The organism is Blautia sp. KLE_1732_HM_1032, assembly GCF_025147905.1.
In the GTDB taxonomy this organism is placed as follows: Bacteria; Bacillota; Clostridia; order Lachnospirales; family Lachnospiraceae; genus Blautia_A; species Blautia_A fusiformis.
This window is the reverse complement of record NZ_CP102266.1, coordinates 1,564,938-1,591,313: the sequence shown is the minus strand read 5'-3', so window position 1 is coordinate 1,591,313 and position 26,376 is coordinate 1,564,938. Positions and strand designations below refer to the sequence as shown.

Below are 26,376 nucleotides of genomic sequence, written 5' to 3'. Positions count from 1 at the left end.
TCCAAAGATCAGGGTCCATTGCCTACTTTTCTCCTTTATGACTGTCACCTCGCTTTCCGGATCTACTTCGGATTCCTACGATCAGCACTGTTATCATTGTTGCTGTCGTCAGGACTGCCACTGCAAAAGGATTCTCTTCTATATCATCTATTTTCCGACCTCTTACGCAGAAGATTCCTGTCTCGTCCGTGTCAACGATCAGAAGATCCTGCTTTTTATCCAGGAATGTCTTTAGTTTTCTTCCTCGGGAATCCGTAATTTCCATAGTTTCCGGATCTCCGTTGGGAAACATCTCTTTTACCGGTATCATGATCCGGCTCCCCGGAATATCCGTGATCTTCTGAGTGCCTTTATAGATCTTTATTTCATATGAATGATTGGAAACCTTTTGTACCAGTGCCTGTATTGTACCATTCTCTGCTACCTTCCAGCTTTGTGCCACAGAAGCAGGGATACGAAGACTGATTCCTTCTTTTTCAAAATTTATATCTCCCATATATTTCAGGATAAGATCCAGACGTTTTCCACTGATCACAGTCCATTTTTCAGTAACAACTTCTGTTACTTTTCTGGCCGGCTGCTGTACTTCAGGTTCAGCCCGTACAGTCCTCGTGCTATAAATCATACCGACACACAGCGCAATAACTTCAAGTATCAACCAAAAACCATATCGTATTGTTTTTTGCAGATTATACATATCTGGTCATCCCCATTACATATGTTTCATCTATCTGCATCCAGAATACCTCTTTTTCAGCTTTCAGGCAATCAAATCTATACGTAATAAATCGACATCTTTCGAACAAAACAAAGGTGCTGATCACTGCTATTGCACAGAATCAGCACCTTTTCATATATCGTTATTTCTTTTTCTGCATACCTGGAAATCGCCGAAAATAATAGATGACAAACAGTACCGCAGTAATTATCCAGGACACCGGATAACTGAGCATGATACTGTCGATCCCCGGATGAGATCTTACAAAAGCAAACAACCAGATGATACGTAAAAGACAGACTCCTCCACAGGTCAAAATCATAGGAACCAGTACTCTTCCGGCACCACGCAACGCTCCGGAAAGAATTCCGATCACAACATAAATAGCATAGGACGGAATCAGGAAACGGATCATATGCACCCCAATGTCTACAACCACCTGATCTGTTGTAAACAAATGGTAGATCGGATTTGCGAACAGAATAAGTGCTCCGCTTACAATAAACGCCGAAATGTATGCCATCACCATACAGACGCGGACACTTTTTCGCATGCGGTGGTATTTTCCGGCACCATAATTCTGTCCCACAAAGGTGGTAATTGAGATGGCAAAAGCATTGCATACCATCCAGAACACCGCATCAATCTTTCCCATAGTTCCCCAGGCTGCAACTGTGTCAGTCCCCAGTTCATTGACAAAAATCTGAATGGTGAGATTGGCAATATTATACATCACCGATTCCAGTCCTGCCGGAAGTCCAATCCTGAGAACTGCCCCCAAAGACCGGAGATCAAAACGAATCTCATGAAATTCCAGACGATAAATATCCTCTGCGCGCATCAGGAACCAGGTTACAAGGATGGCACTGACTGCCTGGCAGCTGACTGTTGCAAGTGCAACACCGAGGACTCCCATATGGAAGATCACTACAAATACAACATCCAGCAAAATATTCAACAAACAGGTAATGATCAGCACATAGAGCGGTCTTTTGGAATCCCCCACTGCTCTTAAGATACTGGATACCATATTATAGACCAGATTAAAAAATGTTCCCGCAAAATAGATATGCAGGTACAACACAGAATCCGGTATTACTTCTGCCGGTGTTTTCATCAGGTGAAGGATCGGCTCAGCCAGGATAAAACCTGCTGTTCCCACAATAATACTGGCAGCCAGGCAGAAGATCATGGATGTGTGAAGTGCTTTTTTAAGGTTTTTGTGGTCTTTCGCTCCGTAAAACTGAGAAATCACTACAGACGCACCGGAACATAAACCTACAAAAAAACCTACGATGAGATTCACGATCATACTGGATGAGCCTCCTACTGCTGCCAATGCTTCTTTTCCCACAAAGCGGCCTACTACAACTGTATCGGCAGTATTGTAGATCTGCTGGAACAGAGTTCCAAACAAGATCGGAAAAAAGAATATCAGAAGCTGCTTCCAGATCACACCCTCTGTGATCTGGTTCACGGCGGTATTTTTCTGATTTTTGTTCTGTTTCATATTTTTTTATTTCCCCCCAGAGTATAAAAAAAGCCGGTATACTTATCTCAGCATACCAGACTCTTTTCGCATCATATATTGACTGTCTAATTAAAATTAGTCCTCAACTTTGATGATTTCCTTCTTATTGTAGCTTCCGCAAGCTTTGCAAACTCTGTGTGGCATCATAAGTGCTCCACATTTGCTACATTTAACAAGGTTCATAGCGCTCATTTTCCAGTTCGCTCTTCTCTTGTCACGTCTAGCTTTGGAAGATTTGTTCTTAGGACAAATGGACATAGGTTACACCTCCTTAAATTTACTGAATATATCACTGATAGCTGCCATGCGGGGATCCTTAGGCTCCTCCTTGCATCCGCAGGGACCTTCGTTTAGGTTCTTCCCGCAGCGGCTGCAGATACCTTTACAGTCTTCTTTACATAAGACCTTTAAAGGCCAGCATATCAATACCTCAAGATAGACCAACCGGTCCACATCCAGGTTCATACCTGTGAGATAGCTGCTTTCATCCAGATCATTGACACGCTCTTCATCAGAAAGCTTCATATCAAGCTTCTTCTTAAATTCCAGCGGTATCTCGACGGCTACTGTCTCAAGACAGCGGTCACAGGGAATGCCCACTGTAATCTTACCGGTTCCTGTAAGCTCAAGAACCTTATCACCGGTATTGGTGATCGTAAGCTCTACCGGTTCCTTCGCAAGTACCGGAAAACTTCCCATCTGAAAATCAATCTTCTCCAGTTCAGGAATAACTGATTCCTGGATCGTCTTGCCATCACAGGAAGAAATGTCTAATAAATGAATCTGCATAAGTCTCTCCTATCCACACTCAATCCATTATACATATGGTCTTGTGATTTGTCAACGTTATTTTCGGGAAAATATTACATTTTTTTAATTTTTTGTTACTGTTGGCTTAATCAGAAATTCGGGGTAAATTACGGGGGTGGACCTTTAATTGTCCGCCCCCCGAATGTATACTGCTGATCCACAGTAATATATAATTCTGCCTGATTACCGATCATGCCCGAACGGTTCTGTACCGGTACTGAAACAGCTGATTATACCAGTGCTACAGTCTCACGGCAGATTGCAAGCTCCTCGTTTGTCGGGATAACTGCAACCTTAACCTTGGAGTCCGGTGTGGAGATCACGATTTCCTCGCCACGATGTCCGTTAGCATCTTTGTCAAGTGTTACGCCAAGGTATCCGAGATAGCTGACAACCTTCTCACGTACCGGGATCGCATTCTCACCGATACCTGCTGTGAAGACGATCGCGTCAACACCATTCATTGCTGCAACATATCCGCCTACGAATTTAGCGATGCTATAGCAGAGAACGTCGATGGCATTAGCTGCATCCTCGTTTCCGCCTTCAGCTGCCTCGTTGAGGTCACGGAAGTCGCTGGAAAGTCCGCCGGAAAGTCCGAGAAGACCAGATTTCTTGTTGAGTACATTCATAACGCCCTCAATGTCCAGGTTCTCTTTCTTAGCAATGAACTCCATGATAGCCGGATCGATGTTACCGGAACGAGTTCCCATAACAACACCTTCAAGTGGTGTAAGACCCATTGTTGTATCTACACATTTGCCATTTACAACTGCGCTGATGGAAGATCCGTTTCCAAGGTGGCAGACGATAACTTTGGAGTTATCTTTGTCAAGGCCAAGGAAATCAACAGCTCTCTTGGATACGAAGCTGTGGGATGTTCCGTGGAAACCATATCTTCTTACTTTATATTTCTTGTAGAAGTCAAGCGGAAGTCCATAGAGATATGCTTTAGCAGGCATTGTCTGATGGAAAGCGGTATCAAATACGCCTACCTGTGGTACGCCTGGCATAAGCTCTGCACATACACGGATACCAATGAGGTTAGCCGGGTTGTGAAGCGGTGCAAGGTCATTGCACTCTTCTACTGCTTTGATCATCTCGTCTGTGATCACTGCAGAAGAAGCAAATTTCTCGCCTCCGTGTACGACACGATGTCCAATCGCATTAACCTCTTTAAGGCTTCCGATTGCACCTGTTTTATCGTTTGTAAGAGCATCCAGTACCATCTGGATTGCTTCTTTATGTGTTGGCATAGCTGCCTCTGTGATCTCTTTGTCACATCCGGCTTTCTGATATACCAGTCTTCCGTCAATACCGATTCTCTCGCAGAGACCCTTTGCAAGTACATTCTCTGTCTCAGAATCGATTAACTGATATTTTAATGAAGAACTTCCACAGTTGATAACTAATACGTTCATGATTTAACTCTCCTGATCTTTTAATAATTATTTATCCTCTGCCTGGCACTGTACTGCTGTGATTGCTACAACACCTACGATATCATCTGCAGAGCATCCGCGAGACAGGTCGTTTACAGGTTTTGCGATACCCTGTGTAACAGGTCCGTATGCTTCTGCTTTACCAAGACGCTGAGCAAGCTTGTATCCGATGTTACCTGCATCAAGGTCAGGGAATACCAGTACATTAGCTTTACCTGCTACTTCGCTTCCCGGTGCTTTGGATGCGCCTACGCTTGGAACGATAGCTGCATCAAGCTGGAACTCTCCGTCAAGTTTAAGCTCCGGATGCTCCTCTTTGGCAATTCTTGTAGCCTCTACGACTTTATCTACGTCAGGATGCTTTGCACTTCCCTTAGTGGAGTGGGAAAGCATAGCTACGATCGGCTCCTCCTGAACAAGAAGCTTAAAGGACTCAGCAGAAGATGCTGCGATCGCAGAAAGCTCATCCGGAGTCGGGTTCTGGTTCAGGCCGGAATCAGCAAATACGAATGCACCGTTTGCACCATACTCGCAATCCGGAACAACGATCAGGAAGAATGCGGATACAAGCTTGGTTCCCGGTTTTGTCTTCAGGATCTGAAGGCATGGACGAAGTGTATCTGCTGTAGAATGGCATGCACCGGATACCATACCGTCTGCATCCCCCATCTTAACCATCATTACGCCATAGTATGGGTACTGAGTATGAAGGATCTCTTTCGCTTTCTCAGGTGTCATTCCCTTCTTTGCTCTCAGCTCTACAAATTTATCAATATATGCCTGAGTTCTGTCAGATTTCTCCGGATCTACGATCTGTGCACCGGAAATATCAAAGCCGCCCTCTGCAGCTTTCTTGTTGATCTCTTCCTCATTACCGATGAGGATGATCTTTGCAACTCCCTCTTTCAGAATCTTGTCAGTTGCCTCAAGAGTTCTCATATCCTCTGTCTCTGGCAGTACAATTGTTTTTACGCTTTCTTTTGCTCTTTTTTTAAGCAGTTCAACAAATCCCATGATTAAATGGCTCCTTTCTTGATGTAACAAAAACGCTAGTGTCTGTTCGGGCACTACACTATGTTTATTATACCCCCTTACCCTTTTCTTTTCAAGCGTTTCATTGTCAGAAAATGGCTATACTGCGTATTTTTTGAAGTGCAATTGTTACTGTTTACCGACAATGTTCTGCGATGTGTTTTTTGTGGATAAAGATCACAGATGGCCCGAGGATTTCGGCGCATAATTATAAATTTGCGTGATTTCTGTATCTCACAAAGGGTGTTGCTGGGCCCAGAGCGGACAGCAGCATTCGGGTTTATGGCAGCAAAACAGATTTCGAATGCCGCTTAACTTTTTACATTGCTTATGTTAAAATAGCACCATTATTATAATATAAGAACTTATTTCAAGATTTGAATTTTCAGAAACGGCAGGTACTTTTTTATATGAAAGTTGTTGGAATCATTGCAGAATATAACCCATTTCACAAAGGTCACGAATACCAGATCCGCTATGCCCGGGAGATCCTTGGTGCCGATTATATTGTGATCGCCATGAGCGGGGATTTTGTCCAAAGAGGGGCTCCTGCCCTTATGGAAAAACATCTCCGGGCTGAGATGGCTCTTCTCGGAAGCGCCGATCTGATCCTGGAAATGCCGGTACAGACAGCAACGGCCAGTGCGGAAGGATTTGCCGCAGGTGGCGTAAGCCTTCTTGACGGGCTTGGTGTTGTAGATGAGCTATGTTTCGGAAGTGAATGCGGAGATACAGAGACTCTTATGAATATTGCACAGATTCTTATAAAGGAACCGTTTGAATACCGCAAACTCCTTCAGCAGAATCTTCGTACCGGAATGAGTTTTCCTGCTGCAAGAAGCAGTGCTTTGATCCGTTACATGCGAGAAAAAGCCACTTCCGTGCATAACACATTCGGCGTTTCATCAGAACATATTGAACTCATTCTTTCTTCTCCCAATAACATCCTGGGAATCGAATACTGCAAAGCGCTTCTCCGTCTTAACAGCCGTATCCTTCCTCATGCACTTTTAAGAAAGGGATGTGGTTATCATGATACGGATTTTTCTCTTCTTTCCGACGAAGAATTTCCCTCTGCTTCCGGCATCCGGAGCCTTATGAAAAAATCCGAAGGAACTGTGCAGTCTGCTGATCTTTCCCGGTTGATCCCTTCTGCTTCCCTTCCCGGATTCCTGGATTCTCTCAAAAAAGGAGCATGGCTTTCTGACTCAGCACTGGATCTTCCTCTGCATTACAAACTGCTTCTGGAATCCGAAGAAACTTTAAAAATGTATCCGGAGCTTTCGGATGCACTGATCCGGCGTATCCTGAAATCCCGAAATCAATATGAAGGTTTTTCCCAGTTTGCGGATCTTTTGAAAACACGGGATATTACCCGTTCTGCTATCTGCCGCAGCCTTGTGCGGATCTTTCTTGACCAAAAAACAAAAGCACCCGGACACATTCCCTATGCCCGGGTACTTGGCTTTCAAAAAAACAGTGCTCCGCTTCTCAGCCAGATCAAGAAAAACTCCTCGATCCCGCTGATCACCAAAGCCGCCGATGCATCTGCGATCCTCGATGAAACTGCGCTTCGACTTTTTAATGAAACCTGTGCGGCTTCCAATCTTTACGAAATGCTTCTCTGCCACAAAACAGGTCAGCCTTTCATCCACGAGATGAAAAAGCCGCTACGGATCATTTAAGATCCACAGCGGCTTGAACGCTGATGAGTAATCTTTTCATGGCTTGAGATCGGATTTTGAACAACTTTCAGTTATTCAGTTTAATCCGCTTTTTCGGATCGCTTCCACTGCTTCCCGGATCTTCTCCGGCGGAAGTACCAGGGCGAAACGTACGTAGCCCTCTCCGTGGGGACCAAAGCTTGCTCCCGGAGTCACGATGACGCCGGCCTTTTCCATCAGTTCCATACAGAATGCCATGCTGTCGGTGCGGCCACCTGGGATCTTCGCCCAGACAAACATGGTGCCTTTTCCATTTGGAAGTTCCCATCCGATATCACGAAGTCCCTGGCAGAGAGCATCTCTTCTCTCCTGGTACTTCTGACACTGTTCTTTTACGCTGTCCAGCGGTCCCTGAAGTGCTGCAATAGCTGCTTTCTGAAGCGGCAGGAACATGCCGAAGTCGATCTGGCTTCTCAATTTGCGGAGCGCTGCGATCACATCCGGCCGGCCTACCAGAAAGCTAAGTCTTGCGCCTGTAACATTGAAGGATTTAGAAAGACTGAAAAATTCCACTCCAATATCTTTCGCTCCCGGAGTGGCCAAAAAACTTCCTCCAAATGCCCCGTCAAAAATAATATCGCTGTACGCATTATCATGAATGATCAGAATATCATATTTTTTCGCAAATTCCACGATTTCTTCGTAAAGTCCCGGAGTGGCAATGCTTCCTACCGGGTTGGACGGCAGGGATACTACCATATATTTAGCCTTATTCGCTATTTCTTCCGGAATTCCCTTTACATAGGGAAGAAAATCATGTTCTGCAACCAGCGGATAATAGTAAGGAACTGCTCCTGCCATCAGACTTCCTGCTGCAAATACAGGATAGCACGGATCCGGAAGAAGTACTGTATCTCCCTCATCACAAAGCGCCATGCCAAGATGCCCCATTCCTTCCTGGCTTCCATAAACAGTCATTACCATGTCCGGTGTCAGTTCCACATCAAAACGTTTCTTATAATAAATACAGACTGCATCCAGAAGCTCCGGCAGATCACGGAGACTGTATTTCCAGTTGTTGTCATCCATAGCTGCTTCCGCTACAGCTTTCTTGATATATTCCGGAGTCTTGAAATCCGGAGTTCCCACACTCATGTTATAGATCTTCATGCCCTGTGCTTCCAGCTCCATACGCCGGTTGTTCAGAGCAGCAAAAATTTCATCTCCAAATCGGTCCAGTCTTTTTGAAAACTGCATATCATTCGTCCCTCTTCCATAATAAAATCAAACGGATATTCGCAATCCGCTTCGCTACTTGCTCATAAATGAAATCACAAAGTGATTTCATTTATTTTATCACGGTAACGTGACATACTCAAGAATTTTCATAAAAAAAGAACCATCACCTGTGTAAAGCAGCTATTCATTTTCCACTTTACACATGATCGGTAACGGTTCTTCATTATTTATTCCGTTTATTCAGACAAAAGAATACGGTCATTATCCAAAGCCTTGCCCACTCCCGTTTTAAATTTCTCAAGAAGGCCATCCACGGTCATATCCTTCTTCTCTTCCCCTCCGATATCCAGCACGATATTGCCGGAGTCCATCATCAGGATACGGTTACCAAGATCAATTGCTGACTGCATATTGTGTGTGATCATCAGACAGGTCAGCTGATTTTCTTCCACGATCCGTCTAGTGAGATTAAGGACTTTCTCAGCAGTTCCCGGATCAAGGGCTGCAGTATGCTCGTCCAGAAGAAGTAATTTCGGCGGATTCATGGTTGCCATCAAAAGCGTCAGCGCCTGTCTCTGTCCACCGGAAAGAAGACCTACCGGATGGCTCATCCGCTCTTCCAGCCCAATGTCCAGCTTCTTTAATTCCTCACGAAAACGCTCTTTTTCCTGCCGGGTCGTGCGGGAAAGCCACCCACCCTTGCCGGCTGCAAGTGCAAGATTCTCTTCGATCGTCATTCCCGGTGCAGTACCACGCATCGGATCCTGATAAAGACGTCCGATCTCTTTTGCGCGTGCATGCTGCGGCATAAATGTGATATCCCTGCCATCCAGCTCGATCAAACCGGCATCTGTAAGAAAATCACCGCAGATCGCATTAAAAAGTGTTGATTTTCCTGCACCATTGGAACCGATGATCGTAGCAAAGTCGCCTTTTTTCAGTTCCAGGGAAAGATCTGTGATCGCCTTTTTTTCGTTTACGGTTCCCGGATTAAATGTTTTTGAAATATGGCTGATTTTTAACATAGATCATCTTCCCCCTTTTGTATGAGTCATTCTTCTTCGGATCTGCGGCCACTGTTTCTTAAGATACGGACCGGAAATTGCAAGAACAACGATCACAGAGGATACCAGCTTCAGCATAAATGCCGGCATATTGAACCGAAGTGCGATGGTATACACAAGGCGGAAGATAAAGGAACCAAGCACCATTCCCACCGCTCTCACAAAAATTCCTCCATGTCCGAGAAGGGTACCTCCGATCAGCAAGGATGCCAGTGCGATGGTGACCATACCCTGACCGATGTTGATATCTACGGATTTCTGTGACTGAGACAGAAGACATCCGGAAAGTGCGGTAAATGCATTTGCCACGCAAAGGCCGATGACCGTTGTAAAGACCGGATTGATGGAGGAAGATTTTACCATATCAGAATTATTTCCGGTTGCCCGGATCGCAAGACCAAGTCTTGTTTTCAGAAAGAATACCAGAAATACGATCACGAGGATCACTGCGATAGCTGCAATGAGGATATCTTCCCTGCCTTTTAACAGTGTACCTGCAAGCGCATCCTTCATCATGGTAAATACTGTGGTCGTCCGATTCATATTGATCAGGGATGACCCTCCCATGACCGCGATATTTACGGAATATAACGCAGTATTTACAATAATACCTGCAAGCAGGCTGTCTACTCCCAGCTTCGTCTGCAGGATAGCCGTTACAAATCCTGATGTAACACCTGCTGCCATGGCTGCCGCAATGGACAGAAACGGATGTCCGCTTACAGCAACTACGGCTCCTACAGCGGCCCCGAAGGTAAAGCAGCCATCTGTAGAAAGGTCGCAGACATTCAGCATGGAATAACTAAGGAACAAAGCAAGAACTGTCAGAGAACAGATCAGTCCAAGCTTCAGGGCAGTCTCCCCGAGGGAGAGCATAGTTGCAATCGTCACAGTGATTTCCTCCAATTGGATTTATTTCATAACTGCTCACAAAAGTGAGCGGTTAATTTATTTTGATTCTACTTCATCAAAGCTTTCTGCAGTTGTGATCTCATTTACCTGTGTGCAGAGAGGCTCAAATGCCTTCTTTACGGTATCGAAATCAAGTCCAAGTGCCTTGCAGGTTTCTGTATTAACTGTTGCAGTACCATTGTCAAAGGTTTCAACAGCTGTCTTAGACGGATCCGCATTATCTATCAGGATGTCAGCGATCATATCGGCTGTTTTCTGTCCCAGATTTGCATAATCAACACCATATCCTACAAAGGCACCATTTAATGCAAAGGAGTCGGCACCTGTGTAGTGCGGGATTCCTGCGTCGATGAATTTTTCATAAATAGAAAGCTCTGCTGTCATGATGGTGTTGTCCGTAGGTGTAAATACGGCATCCACACCGTCAGCGATCAGTGCATCTGCTGCGAGCTGGACTTCATCGGTAGTGGTTCCGGTACGCTCTACATATTCGATTCCCTCTTTATCCAGATAATCTTTTGCTTCCTGGATCGCTGTTGTGGAGGAATCCTGTCCAACATCATAGAGAAGACCGATCTTCTTTACATCCGGATTCTGTGCCTGGATCAGCTTCATGATAGAAGAAGTATCCAGGTAATCGCTGGTTCCTGTGATATTTGCACCAGGAGCATCCAGAGAATCTACAAGACCGGAGCCAACCGGATCAGATACTGCGGAGAAAACAACCGGTGTATCGCTTCCCTCTGTAGCGGACTGCATACGCATTGCCACCGGTGTAGCCACACCAACCATCAGGTCAACCTTATCCGCCTGAAAATCTGAAATGATCTGTTCCATAACACTGGCATCTGCATTACAGTTATCATAAGACACATCAAATGTGACACCCTTTTCTTTGCCAAGCTCCTCCAGACGGGACTGGATGTTGTCTACGATCTGGTTCAGGGAAGCATCATCTACATAATTGCAGATGCCTACTTTAAAATCCTCCGCCATAACCGGGCTTGTCATCATCATAGTTGTTGCTGCTACTGCTGCTGCGATCACTAACATTCTTTTTTTCATGGTTTTGTTCTCCCTTCTTATTTCCGCTTATGATTACCTTTTGTACACCTTGCGGTCTGCTTTTCCGGAACAACTTTCATGCGACAGAATCGCTTTTCCTGTAACACAAAAACCGTCCCAAGCTTATATCATGCTTGAGACGGTAATAAAAGTTCTTTATTATCGCGGTACCACTCAAATTGACGAATCGTCCACTTTCCGGTGTACTAACATACACTCCTCATTGGTAACGGGTTCGGTTCCCGTCGGCGCCTACTGTACAGATAAATAGTTCGGGCCGCCCTCGAAAGTCCATTCAACATCTGGTCCCCTGCGGATTTCCACCATCACCGCTCTCTGTGAAGCTTCCTGAAATGTTTACTTCTCTTTCTCACTGGTTTGTTTTTTAAGTTGTGTTTACTTTAGCACATCAACGTGAGTCTGTCAAGTCCAAAAATAAAATTAATTCTTAAAGCTGTGGATCGGTGCCGGGATCCTTCCACCTCTCTGTACAAATGCATCACAGGAGAAGGAATTTACTGGCATGATCGGAGCATAGCCAAGAAGACCTCCGAACTCAACCGTTTCGCCCACACCCTTACCGATAACCGGGATGAGACGTACTGCAGTTGTCTTCTGATTTACCATACCGATGGCAGACTCATCTGCGATGATACCTGCCAGTGTAGTCGCCTTGGTATCTCCCGGAACTGCGATCATGTCCAGACCAACAGAGCATACACAGGTCATGGCTTCCAGCTTCTCCAGAGTAAGCGCTCCCTCGTTTACCGCATCGATCATTCCCTGATCCTCGCTGACAGGAATAAAGGCACCACTTAATCCGCCCACAGCAGCTGCTGCCATAACGCCGCCTTTCTTCACCTGGTCGTTGAGAAGTGCAAGCGCTGCAGTTGTTCCAGGTGCACCGGCTCTCTCAAGGCCGATCTCTTCCAGGATCTCAGCTACGGAATCACCGATAGCCGGTGTCGGTGCAAGAGAAAGATCCACAATACCAAACGGCACGTCAAGACGCTTGGATGCCTCACGTGCAACCAGCTGTCCAACTCGTGTAACCTTGAATGCGGTACGTTTGATCATCTCGCAGAGAGTTCCGAAGTCCTCGCCACGAACCTGCTCCAGAGCTTTCTTTACAACTCCGGGGCCACTGACACCTACGTTGATGATGCAGTCCGCCTCTGTGACACCGTGGAACGCGCCTGCCATAAACGGGTTATCATCCGGTGCGTTACAGAATACTACCAGCTTGGCACATCCAAGAGAATCCTGGTCCTTAGTAGCCTCTGCTGTTGCGAGGATGATCTCGCCCATCAGCTTTACGGCATCCATGTTGATACCGGTCTTGGTGGAACCAACGTTTACAGAACTGCAGACGCGCTCTGTTTCTGCCATTGCCTGAGGAATGGAGCGGATAAGAAGCTCCTCTGCCGGAGTCATTCCTTTGCTTACCAGTGCAGAATATCCGCCGATAAAGTTAACGCCAACTTCCTTGGCACATTTATCCAGCGTTCTTGCGATGGTCACAAAATCCTCCGGTTTCTTACATGCAGCCCCGCCAACCAGAGCAATGGGTGTTACGGAAATTCGTTTATTTACAACCGGGATACCGTACTCGGTTGCGATCTCATCACCGGTAGCTACCAGATTTCTGGCCTTTGTGGTGATCTTTTCGTATATTTTCTGATTCAGTGCATCCAGGTCAGGATCGATACAGTCCAGAAGGCTGATTCCCATGGTGATGGTACGTACATCCAGATTCTCCTGCTCGATCATTTTATTTGTCTCGTTTACCTCAAAAATATTGATCATTTTATTTTCTCCCTGATGATTGATGTAAAGTAGATATCATATGCATTGGCAATCCGCATTCGCTGCTTGATCATACTCGATGCATCATGTTAAAAATATCTTCATGCTGGCAGTGGATCACAACACCGATCTCCTTGCCCAGATTCTCAAGCTCTTTTGCAAGTTCACCGCCATCCTTTTCACATTTTGCTGTGTCTGCGATCATCATCATGTTGAAGTAACCCTGAACGATGGTCTGAGAAATATCCAGAATATTAACCTGATTCTCTGCAAGATATGTACAAACCTTTGCAATAATTCCTACTGTGTCATTTCCTACTACTGTGATAATTGTCTTCTTCATCGTTTTTTCCTTTCTACACTGTGATTATTTCTGATATGTGATCCCTCTTCGCTACCTGGATCTTAAAATCCCTGGAACGGTACGGGTTGTCACCAAGTGTCACCTCCGAGCACACAGTCTCGTAGGCAAGTTCTTCATAGTTGTTTTCTCTGCTTAAATGGCCAAGAAAAACCGCCTTCAAATTATCATGGAGGATCCGACAGAGCAGACGTCCTGCATTCTCATTGGAGAGATGCCCACGGTCTCCCAAAATCCTCTGTTTGAGATAATAAGGGTATTTTCCAACCTGAAGCATGCGGATGTCATGATTTGCTTCCAAAAGCACCGCATCCAGATTCTCCAGATTTTTTACAATGTAATCATTATATTTTCCAAGGTCCGTGGCAATGCCCACAGAATGCTCTCCACATTCCAGGCGGTAACCCACCGGCTGTGCAGCATCATGGGGAATGGTAAAAGGATTTACCGTCAGGTCCTTGATCCCAAAAGGCTCATCTTCCCGGATCTCGTGGATCAGTCCCTCCGGCATTTTTCCAAGGGATTTCATACGAAGCATGGCATCTGCTGTTCCACCTGTGGTATAGATGGGAATTCCGTATTTTCTGGAGATCACTCCCAGTCCCTTGATATGGTCGGAATGTTCATGTGTGATCAGGATGCCGTCCACATCTTTCCCGGTAAGATCCAGGGAATTCAGACCTTTTTCGATACTCTTCCCGCTAATCCCCACATCTACCAGAACATGTGCCTCCTCAGATCCCACATAAATACAGTTGCCGCTGCTTCCGCTGGCAATACTACAAAGTCTCATTTCTCTCTATCCCTTCTCTGATCTGTCTCCGGGTACCCTTCAGATCTCCATTGTTCTCGATCACATAATCCGTATGTTCTCTGAAAACCTGGTCAGATACCTGGTTTCGGATAATGCCAAGAGATTTCTCTCTGGAATAGCCACGGCTTTCCATCAGACGACGGATCCGGATTTCCTCCTCTGTATACACATACCAGACTTCATCACAGAATTCCTGATAATTCTCTTCCAGAAAAAGAGCAGCTTCCACAACACAGATCTCTCTTCCGGCTTCCTTCTGTTCTCCAAGAAGATCCAGGATTCTCTGCTTTACAGCCGGATGGATGATCCCGTTTAATTTCAAAAGCATATCCTTATCTGTGAATACTACATCAGAAATCCGTCTCCGGTCAATAGTTTTATCTTTTTTTATGATTTCTTTTCCAAACAATGCGATCACCGCATCGTAACATTCTTCCCCCGGTTCCATCAGAATGTGACCAAGCTGGTCTGCCTGGATCACATATGCCTGGAAATCTTCTTCCAGGATTCCAAGTACTGTACTTTTTCCGGCCCCTACTCCGCCGGTTACTCCGATCACTCTCATTTATTTCGCCTCATACCAGCTGTCACCCTGGTGCATATCTACGTCAAGTTCCACTGCAAGGTCTGCAGCTCCCTTCATCTCTTCTTCCAGAATACGGGAAACTTCCTCGATCTCTTCTTTCTTGGTCTCGATCAGAAGCTCGTCGTGAACCTGCAGCACCAGCCTTGAACGCAGTCCCTCTTTTTTCATTCGTTCATAAACATGATTCATGGCTATTTTGATGATATCTGCTGCAGTACCCTGGATCGGAGAGTTCATGGCTACACGTTCTCCGAAGGAGCGCTGCATGAAATTACTGGATCTCAGCTCCGGCACGGGCCTTCGTCTGCCGAACATAGTTGTCACATAACCGTGTTCCTTGCCATCCTTTACCAGACCGTCCAGAAAGCCCTTGATCTTCGGATAGGTCTCGAAATATTTCTCAATATAGGCAGATGCCTCTTTTCTGGTAATACTCAGATCCTGGCTCAGTCCAAAGGAACTGATCCCATAAACGATTCCGAAATTTACCGCCTTAGCATTTCTTCGCTGAAGAGATGTCACTTCATCCAGCGGCACATGAAACACCTGGGATGCGGTGAGCCGGTGGATATCCTCCGCCTCACGATAAGCCTGGATCAGTTTTTCATCACCGGACATATGTGCCAGCACACGAAGCTCGATCTGGGAATAATCTGCATCCAGAAATACAAATCCCTCCTCCGGCACAAAAACCTTACGGATCAGCCTGCCCAGTTCCATGCGGACCGGTATGTTCTGAAGATTCGGATCTGTGCTGCTGATACGACCGGTTGCTGTGATCGTCTGATTAAAAGTAGAGTGGATCCTTCCATCTTCTCCGATCACATTTCCGAGACCATCTGCATAAGTGGATTTCAGCTTGGTCAGCTGGCGGTACTCCAGGATATCTTTTACGATGGCATGATCCGGCGCCAGCTTATCCAAGATATCCGCCGCTGTGGAATAGCCGGTCTTGGTCTTCTTTCCACCTGGAAGTCCCAGCTTTTCAAAAAGGATCACACCCAGCTGTTTCGGGGAATTGATATTAAACTCCTCCCCTGCTTCCTGCCAGATGGTTTTTTCCAGCTCCTGGATACGGACTTTAAGTTTTTCACCATAGTTCTTAAGCTCTTCACCCTTAACGGAAATCCCCCATTTTTCCATGGAATCCAGGGTAAAGACAAGAGGAAGCTCGATCTCATCATAAACCTTACGCATGCCTGTTTCATCCAGTTTTTCAAGAAGAACCTTTCGAGCCATGCAGGGCACAAACGCCTGATAGCAGGCATAATTTCCAAGGCATTCCTGTTCCTCTTCCCAGGCCTTTTTCAGAGAAGTCTTTCCAAGAAGGTCTTCCTTTGAGGGGAGCATCATACTATCCAGATATTCTCTGGCGATGTCATCATGGGAATAGGAAGATTTCAGCGGGTTCAGAAGATATGCAGCAACCCCCGCATCAAAAACCTTCTTCGGATCATCAAGGGAAACATGTTTGAGAACTGATTTAATATCCATAGCACAGAGCACCGTACTGTCCGCCAGAGTTTTCAGTTTTCCGCAAAGGTAATCCCCTGTGAGAAGTCCTCCTACCGGAATCTGATAGATTTCTTTTTCATCCAGGACCAGTCCCACGGTATACACCTGATCCGGATCTGCAAGAACAGAAATACCCACCTGATCTTTCTGCGCTGCTTTTTCAAACAGTGCCTCCACACCGGAAAGATCATTACAGGTAAAAAATTCCAGTTCCATGGAGGAATCTGCTATCGTAGCCGGATCAAAACGGTTCAGCATGTTCTTAAATTCCAGGCGTTTACACAATTCATATGCCTCCGGAGTATAGGGATTTTCCACTTTCGCTTTTTCGTAGGAAAATTCCAGCGGACTATCTGTGTTGATGGTTGCAAGCTCTTTGGAAAGCTGTGCCAGATCATAATGCTCACGAAGAGATTCTTTCGCCTTATTAGGCTTTACCTCTTCCAGATGCTCATGAGCATTCTCAATGGAACCGAACTGCACGACCATCTTGGTCGCGGTTTTCTCTCCAACGCCCGGGATTCCCGGAATATTATCGGAGCTGTCGCCCATCAGCGCTTTCAGTTCTATGATCTGCGGCGGCGTTACCTGATATTTCTCAAGAACTTCCGCTGTATGGTAGTTTTCAATGGTTGTCTTTCCCCGGACAGTCTTCGGAAGCCGGATCAGCACCTTATCTGTGGCAAGCTGAAGAAGATCACGGTCTCCGGAAAGAATGGTAACATCCATCCCCTTTGCTTCACTTCTTCTGGCGACCGTACCAAGAAGATCATCTGCTTCATAGCCTTCCAGGGACATGATGTTGATTCCCATGGCAGAAAGCATCTCCTTGATCAGCGGAACCTGTTCCCGAAGCTCCTCCGGCATGGGTTTTCGGGTGCCTTTATAGGCTTCATATCTCTTATGCCGGAACGTAGGTGCACTCAGATCAAATGCAACGGTAAGATACTCCGGCTTCTCTTCCTCCATGATCCTGAACATAATGTTCAGAAATCCATATACCGCTCCTGTATGACGTCCTTCTGCATTGGTAAGATCCGGCAGACCATAAAACGCACGGTTCAGGATGCTGTGACCATCGATCAGTAATATTTTTTCACTCAAAATCAAATTCCCTCCTTCAGTTCCAGGATCACAAAAACAAGAAAGACCACCAGTGCCGCGATCAGAACGCAGACTGCCACTGCAGCGATCGCTCTGTGAAATTTCTTTTTTCGGATATACCTTCTGGATTTTCGGATATCCTCTTCCAGAAGCTCCTTAAAATCCAGAACAGTATCTTCCTGTTTCTCATCCAGCTGCTGCATGGCCTTATGTACAATGAAATATGTGGCAAGCTCATCGTAGCAGGAGGAACACTTCTCAATATGCTCCAGAAAATCCTCCAGATCATTCAACGGCAACGTATGATCAATATATTTATTAACCATTCCCTCTGCAATACGACAGTTCATATTTTTCCTCTCTTTCAAAGCAGCGGATTCTCCCATATGATAAGCCTCTTCTGAGATCCCGCTTCACAATTTGCCCCAGACTGGGGAAATATTTCCCAGAATGTTATATCATTATAGCGAATTAAACGTTGAATGACAAGGGCGGTTTCCTGTGGTATACTTGAGATGTCCCGGTCAGAAAACAGAAAAACTGACCAAATATGAAAATCCAGGCAAGGAGGATCACCATTATGAAATCTATAGCAATCGTTACAGACAGTAACTGCGGCATGTCTCCCACTCAGGTAAAAGACCTTGGCATCTACATGCTTCCAATGCCGTTTTTTATAGATGATAAGGAATATCTGGAAGACATTGACATGAACCAATCAGAGTTCTTTCAGCATCTTGAACAAAATCCAGGCTGCAGAGTTTCCACATCCCAGCCTACACCGGAATCCGTCACTACCCTCTGGGACAAGCTGCTCAAAGACTACGACGAGATCGTACATATCCCCATGTCCAGCGGTCTCTCCAGCTCCATGCAGACTGCCCGCATGCTTGCAGAAGACTATGATGGCCGTGTACGTGTCGTAAACAACCAGAGGATCTCCGGGACCTTACGTTACTCTGCCATCGAGGCTATCCAGCAGGCTAAAAACGGTCTCTCTGCCGATGAGATCGGAACCTGGCTGGAAAAAACCCGCTTCGACTCCAGCATCTATATCACTGTAGCTACTCTGAAGTACCTGAAACAGGGCGGCCGCATCACTCCTGCAGCTGCAGCCCTCGGAACCATGCTCCGTCTGAAACCGGTTCTGCAGATCCAGGGCGAAAAGCTGGACGCCTTCTCCAAGGCCCGCACCATGACCCAGGCAAAAAGCACTATGACTAAAGCCATCAAAGATGACATTGCAGACCGCTTTGGAGAAAAGATCAACCTGGATGTCATCCACTCCCACAACCTGGAAGCAGCCGAAGAATTCCGAAAAGAAGTCCTCACCACCTTTCCGAATATCGGTGAAGTCAACATCTTCCCTCTCTCCCTGAGCGTTTCCTGCCACATCGGCCCCGGAAGTCTGGCACTCACCTGTTCCAAGGTACACCCGGAAATATGGTAAAGACTAGTCAGAAGCAATCCACATGGCCAGAGCACAGCCGGAGGGAATACTTCTGTATGGCTCTGTCTCTGGATGAGGGCTGCTAGTCCTTAGGTTCTAAAAATCTGCGTTAAATCTGCGTTATTAAAAAAAGTTCGGCTGTCTGAGCGGCAACAAGCCGCGAGTTCCGAACTTTTTTTAATGGTTTTAGCAGATTTTCAGGGTCTTAGAACTAACGCCCAACGGAAGCCGAAGACCATACAGAAGTATTCCCTTCGGCGTCCCTCCCGCCAACATATTTAATTTTCCTGTGTATTCTCAATCTCCACCGGCGCTTCATTCAAGATCTTCATAAACTCCTCACCGGTGATCGTCTCATGCTCATACAGATACTTGGCAATCTCATGGAGCTTTCCGATATTATCTGTCAGGATCTTCGTAGCCTTTTCATGCTCCCGTCTTACAAGCTCCACAACCTTCTTGTCCAAAAGCGTCTGCGTCTCAAAGGAACAGGTTAGACTTGCATCTCCGCCAAGATACTGATTGCTTACATTTTCCATGGCAACCATGTCAAAATCATCACTCATACCATACCTGCTGATCATCGCTCTGGCAATCTTGGTCGCCTGCTCAATATCATTGGAGGCACCGGTAGTAATGGAATGGAAGATCAGCTCTTCCGCTGCACGGCCGCCTGTAAATGTAGCGATCTTATTCTCCAGTTCTTCCTTAGTCATCAGGAAATGTTCCTGCTCATCTACCTGCATGGTATATCCCAGTGCACCGGAGGTACGTGGAATGATCGTGATCTTATGGACCGGTGCAGAATCTGTCTGCTTGGCAGCAACCAGTGCATGACCAACCTCATGATAGGAAACGATCAGCTTTTCCTTATTGGAAAGTACACGGTTCTTTTTCTGATATCCGGCAATAACAACTTCGATGCTTTCTTCAAAATCCGCCTGTGTGGCAAATTTCCGTCCGTCGCGGACTGCACGGAGAGCTGCCTCGTTGACAATATTGGCAAGCTCCGCACCGGAGGCACCGACTGCCGCCTTGGCAATTTCATCAAACCGGACTGTATCCGCAATTTTGATCTTCTTGGCATGAACCTTCAGGATTTCCTCACGCCCCTGAAGATCCGGAAGCTCAACCGGGATCCTTCTGTCAAAACGTCCCGGACGAAGAAGTGCAGGGTCAAGGGAATCCGGTCGGTTGGTAGCTGCCAGGATCACAACACCCTTGGAACCGTCAAAACCGTCCATCTCTGTCAAAAGCTGGTTCAGTGTCTGCTCACGCTCATCGTTTCCGCCGCCCATTCCGGAGCCGTCACGTTTCTTACCGATCGTATCGATCTCATCAATAAATACGATACATGGTGCCTTCTCATTGGCCTGTTTAAAAAGATCACGGACCTTGGCAGCACCCATACCCACAAACATCTCCACAAATTCCGAACCGGAAATTGAGAAAAACGGAACCTCCGCCTCACCGGCAACTGCCTTGGCAAGAAGAGTTTTACCGGTTCCGGGAGGGCCTACAAGAAGGGCACCCTTCGGCATGGAGGCACCGATCTCTCTGTATTTCTCCGGATTATGAAGGAAATCTACAATTTCCGTCAAAAGCTCCTTGGCTTCATCCTCACCGGCAACATCTGAAAATTTGATTCCCGTAGAGGATTTCACATAAACCTTGGCATTGCTTTTGCCAAAGGACATCATTCCTCCCGGTCCTCCGTTTCCCATGGAACTCATCATCTTCTTGCTGAGCCAGCGTCCCAGGAGAATAAAGATTGCGATCGGGAGTACATATCCCAGGATCAGAGATAAAAGCAGGGACTGTCTCTGCGGTGCAGTACCCTCTATACTTACGCCCGCATCGTAAAGATGGGATACAAGATCCTGATCCTCTACAGATACCGTCTTACAATAGACATCATTTCCATCTACCTTCATCGTATAATAGATATAATCAGAATTAATAGTTGCTTCATATACTTTTCCTCTGTCTACAGCTTTCAGGAAGGTGGTGTAATCGGTCTCTTTTACACTTCTCTCAGAAAGAGCAGGAAGAGCAAAAACATTCAGCAAAACAATAATTACGACCGCAATAATGTAATATACATACAGCGGCCGCTTCTCTGGTTTTTTTGAATTCAGATTCATGCAGTCTCCTCCGTTATCTTATAGTATATTGCTATATCCACAGTGCTATATCAGGTGGTACAGCCTTGTAGTACACTCTACCACTTTTTTCAGTCAATTTCAAGGATGCCTCATCCGATTTCATAAACTTTTTAGAATTAAAAATATTTCCAAATAATACCTTTATTCTGAAAAAATCCTTGCAAGCCACCTGATACTGTGCTATTATAATAAATGGTTATGCCGCTGTGGCGGAATTGGCAGACGCACTTGACTCAAAATCAAGCGGAGCGATCCGTGCCGGTTCGAGTCCGGCCAGCGGCATTCGCATAAAAGACCTGACGGAGAAATCTGTCAGGTCTTTATTATATACTATCAAAAAACACGAAAGGAATAAAAAAATGGAAAAAGACAAAAGCTTTTTAGGAACCGAGTCTGTCGGAAAGCTTCTTCTGCAGCTTGCACTTCCTACCGTTGCCGCACAGCTCATCAATATGCTCTACAATATCGTCGATCGTATCTATATTGGTCATATTCCCGGAGAGGGTGCTCTTGCCCTTACCGGTGTAGGTGTCTGTATGCCGCTTATTATGGTCGTATCTGCCTTTGCTGCTCTTGTCGGAAACGGAGGTGCTCCCAGAGCCAGCATCTTTATGGGTAAAAATGACACTACAAAAGCCGAACAGACTCTCGGAAACTGCTTCACCATGCAGATCATCATCTCCCTGATCCTGACTGTTATCCTGTTTTTCGGAAACCGCAGCCTTCTCCTTGCATTCGGCGCCAGTGCAAACACCATCGACTATGCGGTTGGTTACATGAATATCTATGCAGTAGGAACTATCTTTGTACAGCTGACTCTTGGCATGAATAATTTCATCACAGCCCAGGGATTCGCAAAAACCGGAATGCTCTCCGTACTGATTGGTGCGATCTCCAACATTATTCTGGATCCGGTTTTTATTTTCGGATTCCACATGGGTGTCCGGGGCGCTGCTCTGGCAACAGTGATCTCCCAGGCATTTTCCTGCATCTGGGTCCTCTCCTTCCTCTTTGGAAAAAAGACCTTCCTGAAGCTTCGGAAAAGCACCATGAAACTGAAAGCCGATATCATTCTGCCCTGTATGGCTCTTGGCTCTTCTCTCTTTGTCATGCAGCTCAGTGAAAGCGTTATCTCTGTCTGCTACAACTCCTCACTCTTAAAATACGGCGGGGATGTTGCAGTAGGAGCCATGACTATCCTTACCAGCGTCATGCAGTTTGCCATGCTTCCTCTTCAGGGACTTGGTCAGGGTGCACAGCCTATCATCAGCTACAACTATGGTGCACGTAACGAAAAACGTGTACGTTCTACATTTAAGCTTCTTATAAAAACAAGTGTTTCTTATTCCGTGATCCTGTGGCTGATCATTATGATCTTCCCGCAGATCTTTGCCGGAATGTTTACTTCGGACAGTACATTACTTGCTTTCACAAAAACAGCGCTCCGGATCTATATGGCAGTTGTGTTTATCTTTGGTATCCAGATTGCCTGCCAGATGACCTTTATCTCCCTTGGCAGAGCCAAAGATTCCATCATTGTGGCTATTGTCCGGAAATTTATTCTGGTCATCCCGCTGATCTATATCCTGCCCAATATTTTCCGTGCTGACCGGACAAATGCAGTTTATATGGCCGAGCCGGTTGCGGATATCCTAGCCGTTACATTTACTGCCATCCTGTTTTTCTTTGAGTTTAGAAAAGCCTTGGCAGAAATCTCCGGCAGCCGGAAGCAGTAACCCTGCATTTGACCACCTTCCGCCCTGCTCGCGATCTTATGCCTACCAGATACTTAAATCGAGTAGGAGGCGGTGACTAACCGCCGTCCTCTCACACCACCGTGCATACCGCTCGGTACACGGCGGTTTCAATAGTTGACGTGCATGGACTGATAGGCTGTGGCTAAATCATAAAAGCCCCAGTTTATCAGTCTTTCTTTTGTTAGTGCTCGTTTGACCACTCCTGCATTTGCCATTCTCCAATAAGCTTTTCGGCTGTAGGCTCCTTCACAGGCTGCCCATTCTGGCATTCCCAACCCCATCAGCTTCCGTTTTCGTGTCTTTGGCAGTTTCCACTGTTTCCAGATACACATTCGTATCCTTCGATACAGCCACCTGTTCAGCCTTTCGACGTTGTTTTTCATGTCTGCCATACTGTAATAGTTCAGCCATCCTCGCATATATTCTTTTATACGTTCCATGGTCTTTACTATACTTCCGCACCTGCTCCGGGAAGTGAGCTTTCTCAGCTTCTCCTTGGCTTTCTTCCATGACTTTCCATGGACACGGACATAGATTCCTTTTCCGCTCTTCCCGAAACAGAAGCCAAGGTACTTAAAATTTCTTATTGCAAACACACTGACCGTACGACTTTTCTCTCGGTTCACCTTTAGTTTCAGTGTCCCTTCCAGATATTTCGTACTGCTTTCCAACAACCGTTCGGATGCACGTTCGCTCTTCGCTAGCAATACGATATCATCTGCATAGCGAATGCACGGTACTCCTCTTTTGTTGAACTCCTGGTCAAACTCGTTAAGATATACATTGGCTAACAGTGGGGAGAGATTTCCTCCCTGTGGTGATCCTTCTTCCGTCTTAATGACTACACCGTTTTCCATCACTCCACTTCTAAGATACCTCTTTATCATCTGTATTACACGTTCATCCTTTACATCTCTGCGCAGGATATTTACAAGTAACTCATGGTTCAGTGTATCGAAATACTTTGACAGGTCTAGGACTACTGCTTTTGTATATCCCTGTTCTGCATACTCCTCTATCCTCTGAACTGCGTCTTTCGCACTCCGTCCCGGACGATATCCGAAACTTCCATCCGAAAACTTTGGCTCATAAATCGGTATCAGCTGTTGTGACATTGCCTGTTGGATGATACGGTCTATGACAGTCGGAATACCAAGTTTTCGTACTCCTCCGTCTGATTTGGGAATTTCCACTCGTCTCACAGGCGATGGGGTATAATGCCCCTTTCGAATCTGTTCTGTCAGTTCGTGGTTATGTTCCTTTATCCACTGGAACGCCTCTTCAATGGTCATCCCATCTACTCCCGGCGCTCCCTTGTTTGCCTTCACTCTTTTGTAAGCTCTGTTTAGGTTGTCCTTATTCAGTATCTTACCTAAGATATCCGGCTCTGCACTGTCCCTTTCTTTCCATATCCGGTTGAATGAGCGGTGCGCTCTTACATACCCTTTACGTTCCGCGCTATCTCTCTGCAAGCAGCTTTCCTTGTTTTCTGCATCCATCTGCTCATTTCTCCTTTCCGGGTCATACTTGAGACTCCTATTGATTCAGTCCTTCACCTCTCGGCTACTATGACCTCTGCTGACTTCTGTGCGTTCAGCACTGCTTTTGGCAGTGGTTACCTCTTTCGAGGCATGTCGCGCAGACCTCCCCGGGTATCACACGCTTCTTTCTCTCCATCTATCTGCCACATCTATTCCGCATGATTCCGTGTAGTTATTGGGCTTTGACTTGTTGTGCAGCCTTACCCTCATGCAAAACCTTATATGTGATTTCTGTTCGTCAGACCAGAGATTTGCCCGTGGTTAGTTTATTCCCACATCCGGCTTCCTTCAGATTCCACCTCACGATGGACACCCTTGCCTTCGGCTATATCCCTCCCACTACCAGGCGGATTCGGGACTTGCCCCCGTTAGAAACGTGCGCCGCCGGGCGCACACATAAAACAGCCCTCTATGCATCATTACCAAGATGCATAGAGGGCTGTTTTTATATATTTCCGCTATTTTATTTCAGTTCGTCTTCATCCTGAAGAAGTTTCTCAAAAACAGGGAAGCAGTCAAAGGTTGCAAAATAATCTCTCGGTGTCTCGGCACGACGGATCATCTCAAAGCTGCCGTCCTCATGAAGAAGGATCTCTGCAGATTTCAGTTTACCATTGTAGTTATAACCCATTGCAAAACCATGAGCACCTGTATCATGGATCACAAGAAGATCTCCCTTGTCGATTTTCGGAAGCATACGGTCAATGGCAAATTTATCATTATTCTCACAGAGGGAACCTGTCACATCATATTTATGATCGCACGGCTCGTTCTCCTTACCCATAACCGTAATGTGATGATAAGCACCATACATAGCCGGACGCATCAGATTTACTGCACAGGCATCTACGCCGATATACTCTTTATGTGTATGCTTCTCATGGATTGCTTTTGTGACAAGGCAGCCATACGGTCCCATCATGAAACGGCCAAGCTCTGTATAGATCGCAACATCACCCATTCCTTCCGGAACAAGTACTTCTTCATAAACCTTGCGGACACCCTCACCGATCACACGGATATCATTTGGCTCCTGATCCGGTTTATAAGGAATTCCGATACCACCGGAAAGGTTGATGAATTTAATGTGTGCACCTGTCTCCTTCTGAAGCTTCACGGCAAGCTCAAACATAACCTTTGCAAGCATTGGATAATAATCATTGGTCACTGTGTTGCTTGCAAGGAATGCATGGATTCCAAACTCTTTGGCACCTTTGGATTTCAGGATACGGAATGCGTCAAAGATCTGCTCGGTAGTCATTCCGTATTTTGCATCTCCGGGATTATCCATGATACCGTTACTGATCTTAAATACTCCACCTGGATTGTAACGGCAGCTGATCACTTCCGGGATTTTTCCGAGAGCTTTCTCTACGCTCTCAATATGTGTGATGTCATCAAGGTTGATGATCCCACCAATCTCATCTGCATATCTGAACTCTTTCTCCGGTGTGTCATTGGAAGAAAACATGATATCGCCCTTTTTGCAGCCTACTGCCTTGGCCATCATAAGCTCTGTTTCTGAGGAGCAGTCGCAGCCACAGCCATACTGCTGCAGAATATTGATCAGATATGGATTCGGTGTTGCCTTTACCGCAAAAAATTCCTTGAATCCTTTGTTCCATGCAAAGGCCTCTTTCAGGGCTTTTGCATTCTCACGGATCCCCTTCTCATCATAGAGATGGAAGGGTGTCGGAAACTTTTCAGTAATTTCGTTAAGTTTCTCAAGTGTCACAAATGGTTCTTTTTTCATAATAACTGCATCTCCTGTTTTTCCGACTGCTGTTCCCGAAGAAAACT

At 46.0% G+C, this 26,376-nt stretch carries 22 protein-coding genes, 1 tRNA gene and 1 other annotated feature; of the genes, 4 read left to right on the top strand and 19 right to left on the bottom strand.

Features of this window, described 5'->3' with window-relative positions; all coding sequences use genetic code 11:
• Window positions 1-22 precede the first annotated feature (22 nt).
• From NQ489_RS07515 to pta, 6 genes are all read right to left on the bottom strand, one after another.
• Window positions 23-697 (bottom strand): hypothetical protein, encoded by a 675-nt coding sequence (locus tag NQ489_RS07515; protein WP_021652547.1) that lies wholly within the window; start codon window positions 695-697, stop codon window positions 23-25.
• Window positions 698-860: 163 nt separating this feature from the next.
• Window positions 861-2,228 (bottom strand): MATE family efflux transporter, encoded by a 1,368-nt coding sequence (locus NQ489_RS07510; RefSeq protein ID WP_021652545.1) that lies wholly within the window; start codon window positions 2,226-2,228, stop codon window positions 861-863.
• Window positions 2,229-2,324: 96 nt separating this feature from the next.
• Window positions 2,325-2,507 (bottom strand): 50S ribosomal protein L32, encoded by a 183-nt coding sequence (gene rpmF / locus NQ489_RS07505; RefSeq protein WP_015525241.1) that lies wholly within the window; start codon window positions 2,505-2,507, stop codon window positions 2,325-2,327.
• 3 nt (window positions 2,508-2,510) lie between these two features.
• Window positions 2,511-3,038 (bottom strand): YceD family protein, encoded by a 528-nt coding sequence (locus NQ489_RS07500; RefSeq protein ID WP_021652543.1) that lies wholly within the window; start codon window positions 3,036-3,038, stop codon window positions 2,511-2,513.
• Window positions 3,039-3,289: 251 nt separating this feature from the next.
• Window positions 3,290-4,480 carry an acetate/propionate family kinase gene (locus tag NQ489_RS07495; RefSeq protein WP_021652542.1) on the bottom strand — a complete coding sequence of 397 codons (1,191 nt, stop codon included), beginning with the start codon at window positions 4,478-4,480 and terminating at the stop codon, window positions 3,290-3,292.
• A gap of 27 nt (window positions 4,481-4,507) precedes the next feature.
• Complete coding sequence (gene pta / locus NQ489_RS07490) at window positions 4,508-5,515, bottom strand: phosphate acetyltransferase (protein WP_015525244.1); 1,008 nt, start codon at window positions 5,513-5,515, stop codon at window positions 4,508-4,510.
• Window positions 5,516-5,943: 428 nt separating this feature from the next.
• Here pta and NQ489_RS07485 point away from each other — a divergent pair, with 428 nt between their 5' ends.
• Entirely contained in the window at window positions 5,944-7,218 is a 1,275-nt protein-coding gene (locus tag NQ489_RS07485; protein ID WP_021652540.1) for a tRNA(Met) cytidine acetate ligase, read from the top strand.
• Window positions 7,219-7,293: 75 nt separating this feature from the next.
• On the opposite strand, the gene NQ489_RS07480 is transcribed toward NQ489_RS07485, so the two are convergent.
• The 10 genes from NQ489_RS07480 to NQ489_RS07435 all read right to left on the bottom strand — a co-directional run bounded on the left by NQ489_RS07480 (window position 7,294) and on the right by NQ489_RS07435 (window position 18,031).
• The gene (locus tag NQ489_RS07480; protein WP_015525246.1) at window positions 7,294-8,454 is read right to left on the bottom strand and encodes a pyridoxal phosphate-dependent aminotransferase; all 1,161 of its coding nucleotides are present in this window, start codon (window positions 8,452-8,454) and stop codon (window positions 7,294-7,296) included.
• A gap of 218 nt (window positions 8,455-8,672) precedes the next feature.
• A complete protein-coding gene (locus NQ489_RS07475) occupies window positions 8,673-9,461 on the bottom strand; it encodes an ABC transporter ATP-binding protein (protein WP_021652539.1) in 789 nt (262 codons plus the stop codon).
• A gap of 3 nt (window positions 9,462-9,464) precedes the next feature.
• A complete protein-coding gene (locus NQ489_RS07470; protein WP_021652538.1) occupies window positions 9,465-10,376 on the bottom strand; it encodes an ABC transporter permease in 912 nt (303 codons plus the stop codon).
• Between the two features lie 72 nt (window positions 10,377-10,448).
• Complete coding sequence (locus NQ489_RS07465) at window positions 10,449-11,477, bottom strand: ABC transporter substrate-binding protein (RefSeq protein WP_021652537.1); 1,029 nt, start codon at window positions 11,475-11,477, stop codon at window positions 10,449-10,451.
• Between the two features lie 132 nt (window positions 11,478-11,609).
• Window positions 11,610-11,860: a binding site (T-box leader), on the bottom strand.
• Window positions 11,861-11,918: 58 nt separating this feature from the next.
• Complete coding sequence (locus NQ489_RS07460) at window positions 11,919-13,283, bottom strand: PFL family protein (RefSeq protein ID WP_015525248.1); 1,365 nt, start codon at window positions 13,281-13,283, stop codon at window positions 11,919-11,921.
• Between the two features lie 70 nt (window positions 13,284-13,353).
• Window positions 13,354-13,626: an ACT domain-containing protein gene (locus NQ489_RS07455; protein WP_015525249.1), complete on the bottom strand. Its 273-nt coding sequence runs from the start codon at window positions 13,624-13,626 to the stop codon at window positions 13,354-13,356.
• A gap of 13 nt (window positions 13,627-13,639) precedes the next feature.
• Entirely contained in the window at window positions 13,640-14,437 is a 798-nt protein-coding gene (locus NQ489_RS07450; protein ID WP_015525250.1) for an MBL fold metallo-hydrolase, read from the bottom strand.
• Window positions 14,424-15,023 carry a dephospho-CoA kinase gene (gene coaE / locus NQ489_RS07445; RefSeq protein WP_015525251.1) on the bottom strand — a complete coding sequence of 200 codons (600 nt, stop codon included), beginning with the start codon at window positions 15,021-15,023 and terminating at the stop codon, window positions 14,424-14,426. The genes NQ489_RS07450 and coaE overlap by 14 nt, the downstream gene beginning before the upstream one ends.
• Complete coding sequence (gene polA, locus NQ489_RS07440) at window positions 15,024-17,663, bottom strand: DNA polymerase I (RefSeq protein ID WP_044962135.1); 2,640 nt, start codon at window positions 17,661-17,663, stop codon at window positions 15,024-15,026.
• Window positions 17,664-17,665: 2 nt separating this feature from the next.
• Window positions 17,666-18,031 (bottom strand): anti-sigma factor family protein, encoded by a 366-nt coding sequence (locus NQ489_RS07435; protein WP_259852890.1) that lies wholly within the window; start codon window positions 18,029-18,031, stop codon window positions 17,666-17,668.
• 212 nt (window positions 18,032-18,243) lie between these two features.
• Between NQ489_RS07435 and NQ489_RS07430 the strand changes: the two genes are divergently transcribed.
• A complete protein-coding gene (locus NQ489_RS07430; RefSeq protein WP_044962134.1) occupies window positions 18,244-19,113 on the top strand; it encodes a DegV family protein in 870 nt (289 codons plus the stop codon).
• 278 nt (window positions 19,114-19,391) lie between these two features.
• Here NQ489_RS07430 and ftsH read toward each other — a convergent pair whose 3' ends face one another.
• A complete protein-coding gene (gene ftsH / locus NQ489_RS07425) occupies window positions 19,392-21,257 on the bottom strand; it encodes an ATP-dependent zinc metalloprotease FtsH (protein ID WP_015525255.1) in 1,866 nt (621 codons plus the stop codon).
• Between the two features lie 221 nt (window positions 21,258-21,478).
• Here ftsH and NQ489_RS07420 point away from each other — a divergent pair.
• Together NQ489_RS07420 and NQ489_RS07415 are read left to right on the top strand one after the other, a co-directional pair.
• Window positions 21,479-21,560: transfer RNA gene (locus NQ489_RS07420), tRNA-Leu, on the top strand.
• Between the two features lie 77 nt (window positions 21,561-21,637).
• A complete protein-coding gene (locus NQ489_RS07415; protein WP_044962142.1) occupies window positions 21,638-23,014 on the top strand; it encodes an MATE family efflux transporter in 1,377 nt (458 codons plus the stop codon).
• Between the two features lie 128 nt (window positions 23,015-23,142).
• Here NQ489_RS07415 and ltrA read toward each other — a convergent pair whose 3' ends face one another.
• Window positions 23,143-24,534 (bottom strand): group II intron reverse transcriptase/maturase, encoded by a 1,392-nt coding sequence (gene ltrA / locus NQ489_RS07410; RefSeq protein WP_021650934.1) that lies wholly within the window; start codon window positions 24,532-24,534, stop codon window positions 23,143-23,145.
• A gap of 505 nt (window positions 24,535-25,039) precedes the next feature.
• Window positions 25,040-26,329, bottom strand: coding sequence for a diaminopimelate decarboxylase (locus NQ489_RS07405; protein WP_021653036.1), 1,290 nt, complete (start codon window positions 26,327-26,329; stop codon window positions 25,040-25,042).
• Window positions 26,330-26,376 lie beyond the last annotated feature (47 nt).

Excerpts from the sequence above, each read along its gene's own strand:
- NQ489_RS07485 (WP_021652540.1), top strand. The coding sequence starts at position 5,944 with ATGAAAGTTGTTGGAATCATTGCAGAATATAACCCATTTCACAAAGGT.
- coaE (WP_015525251.1), bottom strand. The coding sequence starts at position 15,023 with ATGAGAGTGATCGGAGTAACCGGCGGAGTAGGGGCCGGAAAAAGTACA.
- NQ489_RS07450 (WP_015525250.1), bottom strand. The coding sequence starts at position 14,437 with ATGAGACTTTGTAGTATTGCCAGCGGAAGCAGCGGCAACTGTATTTAT.
- NQ489_RS07475 (WP_021652539.1), bottom strand. The coding sequence starts at position 9,461 with ATGTTAAAAATCAGCCATATTTCAAAAACATTTAATCCGGGAACCGTA.
- NQ489_RS07415 (WP_044962142.1), top strand. The coding sequence starts at position 21,638 with ATGGAAAAAGACAAAAGCTTTTTAGGAACCGAGTCTGTCGGAAAGCTT.
- NQ489_RS07480 (WP_015525246.1), bottom strand. The coding sequence starts at position 8,454 with ATGCAGTTTTCAAAAAGACTGGACCGATTTGGAGATGAAATTTTTGCT.
- NQ489_RS07460 (WP_015525248.1), bottom strand. The coding sequence starts at position 13,283 with ATGATCAATATTTTTGAGGTAAACGAGACAAATAAAATGATCGAGCAG.
- NQ489_RS07405 (WP_021653036.1), bottom strand. The coding sequence starts at position 26,329 with ATGAAAAAAGAACCATTTGTGACACTTGAGAAACTTAACGAAATTACT.
- rpmF (WP_015525241.1), bottom strand. The coding sequence starts at position 2,507 with ATGTCCATTTGTCCTAAGAACAAATCTTCCAAAGCTAGACGTGACAAG.
- ftsH (WP_015525255.1), bottom strand. The coding sequence starts at position 21,257 with ATGAATCTGAATTCAAAAAAACCAGAGAAGCGGCCGCTGTATGTATAT.
- NQ489_RS07455 (WP_015525249.1), bottom strand. The coding sequence starts at position 13,626 with ATGAAGAAGACAATTATCACAGTAGTAGGAAATGACACAGTAGGAATT.
- NQ489_RS07500 (WP_021652543.1), bottom strand. The coding sequence starts at position 3,038 with ATGCAGATTCATTTATTAGACATTTCTTCCTGTGATGGCAAGACGATC.
- ltrA (WP_021650934.1), bottom strand. The coding sequence starts at position 24,534 with ATGGATGCAGAAAACAAGGAAAGCTGCTTGCAGAGAGATAGCGCGGAA.
- NQ489_RS07495 (WP_021652542.1), bottom strand. The coding sequence starts at position 4,480 with ATGAACGTATTAGTTATCAACTGTGGAAGTTCTTCATTAAAATATCAG.
- NQ489_RS07465 (WP_021652537.1), bottom strand. The coding sequence starts at position 11,477 with ATGAAAAAAAGAATGTTAGTGATCGCAGCAGCAGTAGCAGCAACAACT.
- NQ489_RS07470 (WP_021652538.1), bottom strand. The coding sequence starts at position 10,376 with ATGCTCTCCCTCGGGGAGACTGCCCTGAAGCTTGGACTGATCTGTTCT.
- NQ489_RS07515 (WP_021652547.1), bottom strand. The coding sequence starts at position 697 with ATGTATAATCTGCAAAAAACAATACGATATGGTTTTTGGTTGATACTT.
- pta (WP_015525244.1), bottom strand. The coding sequence starts at position 5,515 with ATGGGATTTGTTGAACTGCTTAAAAAAAGAGCAAAAGAAAGCGTAAAA.
- NQ489_RS07430 (WP_044962134.1), top strand. The coding sequence starts at position 18,244 with ATGAAATCTATAGCAATCGTTACAGACAGTAACTGCGGCATGTCTCCC.
- NQ489_RS07510 (WP_021652545.1), bottom strand. The coding sequence starts at position 2,228 with ATGAAACAGAACAAAAATCAGAAAAATACCGCCGTGAACCAGATCACA.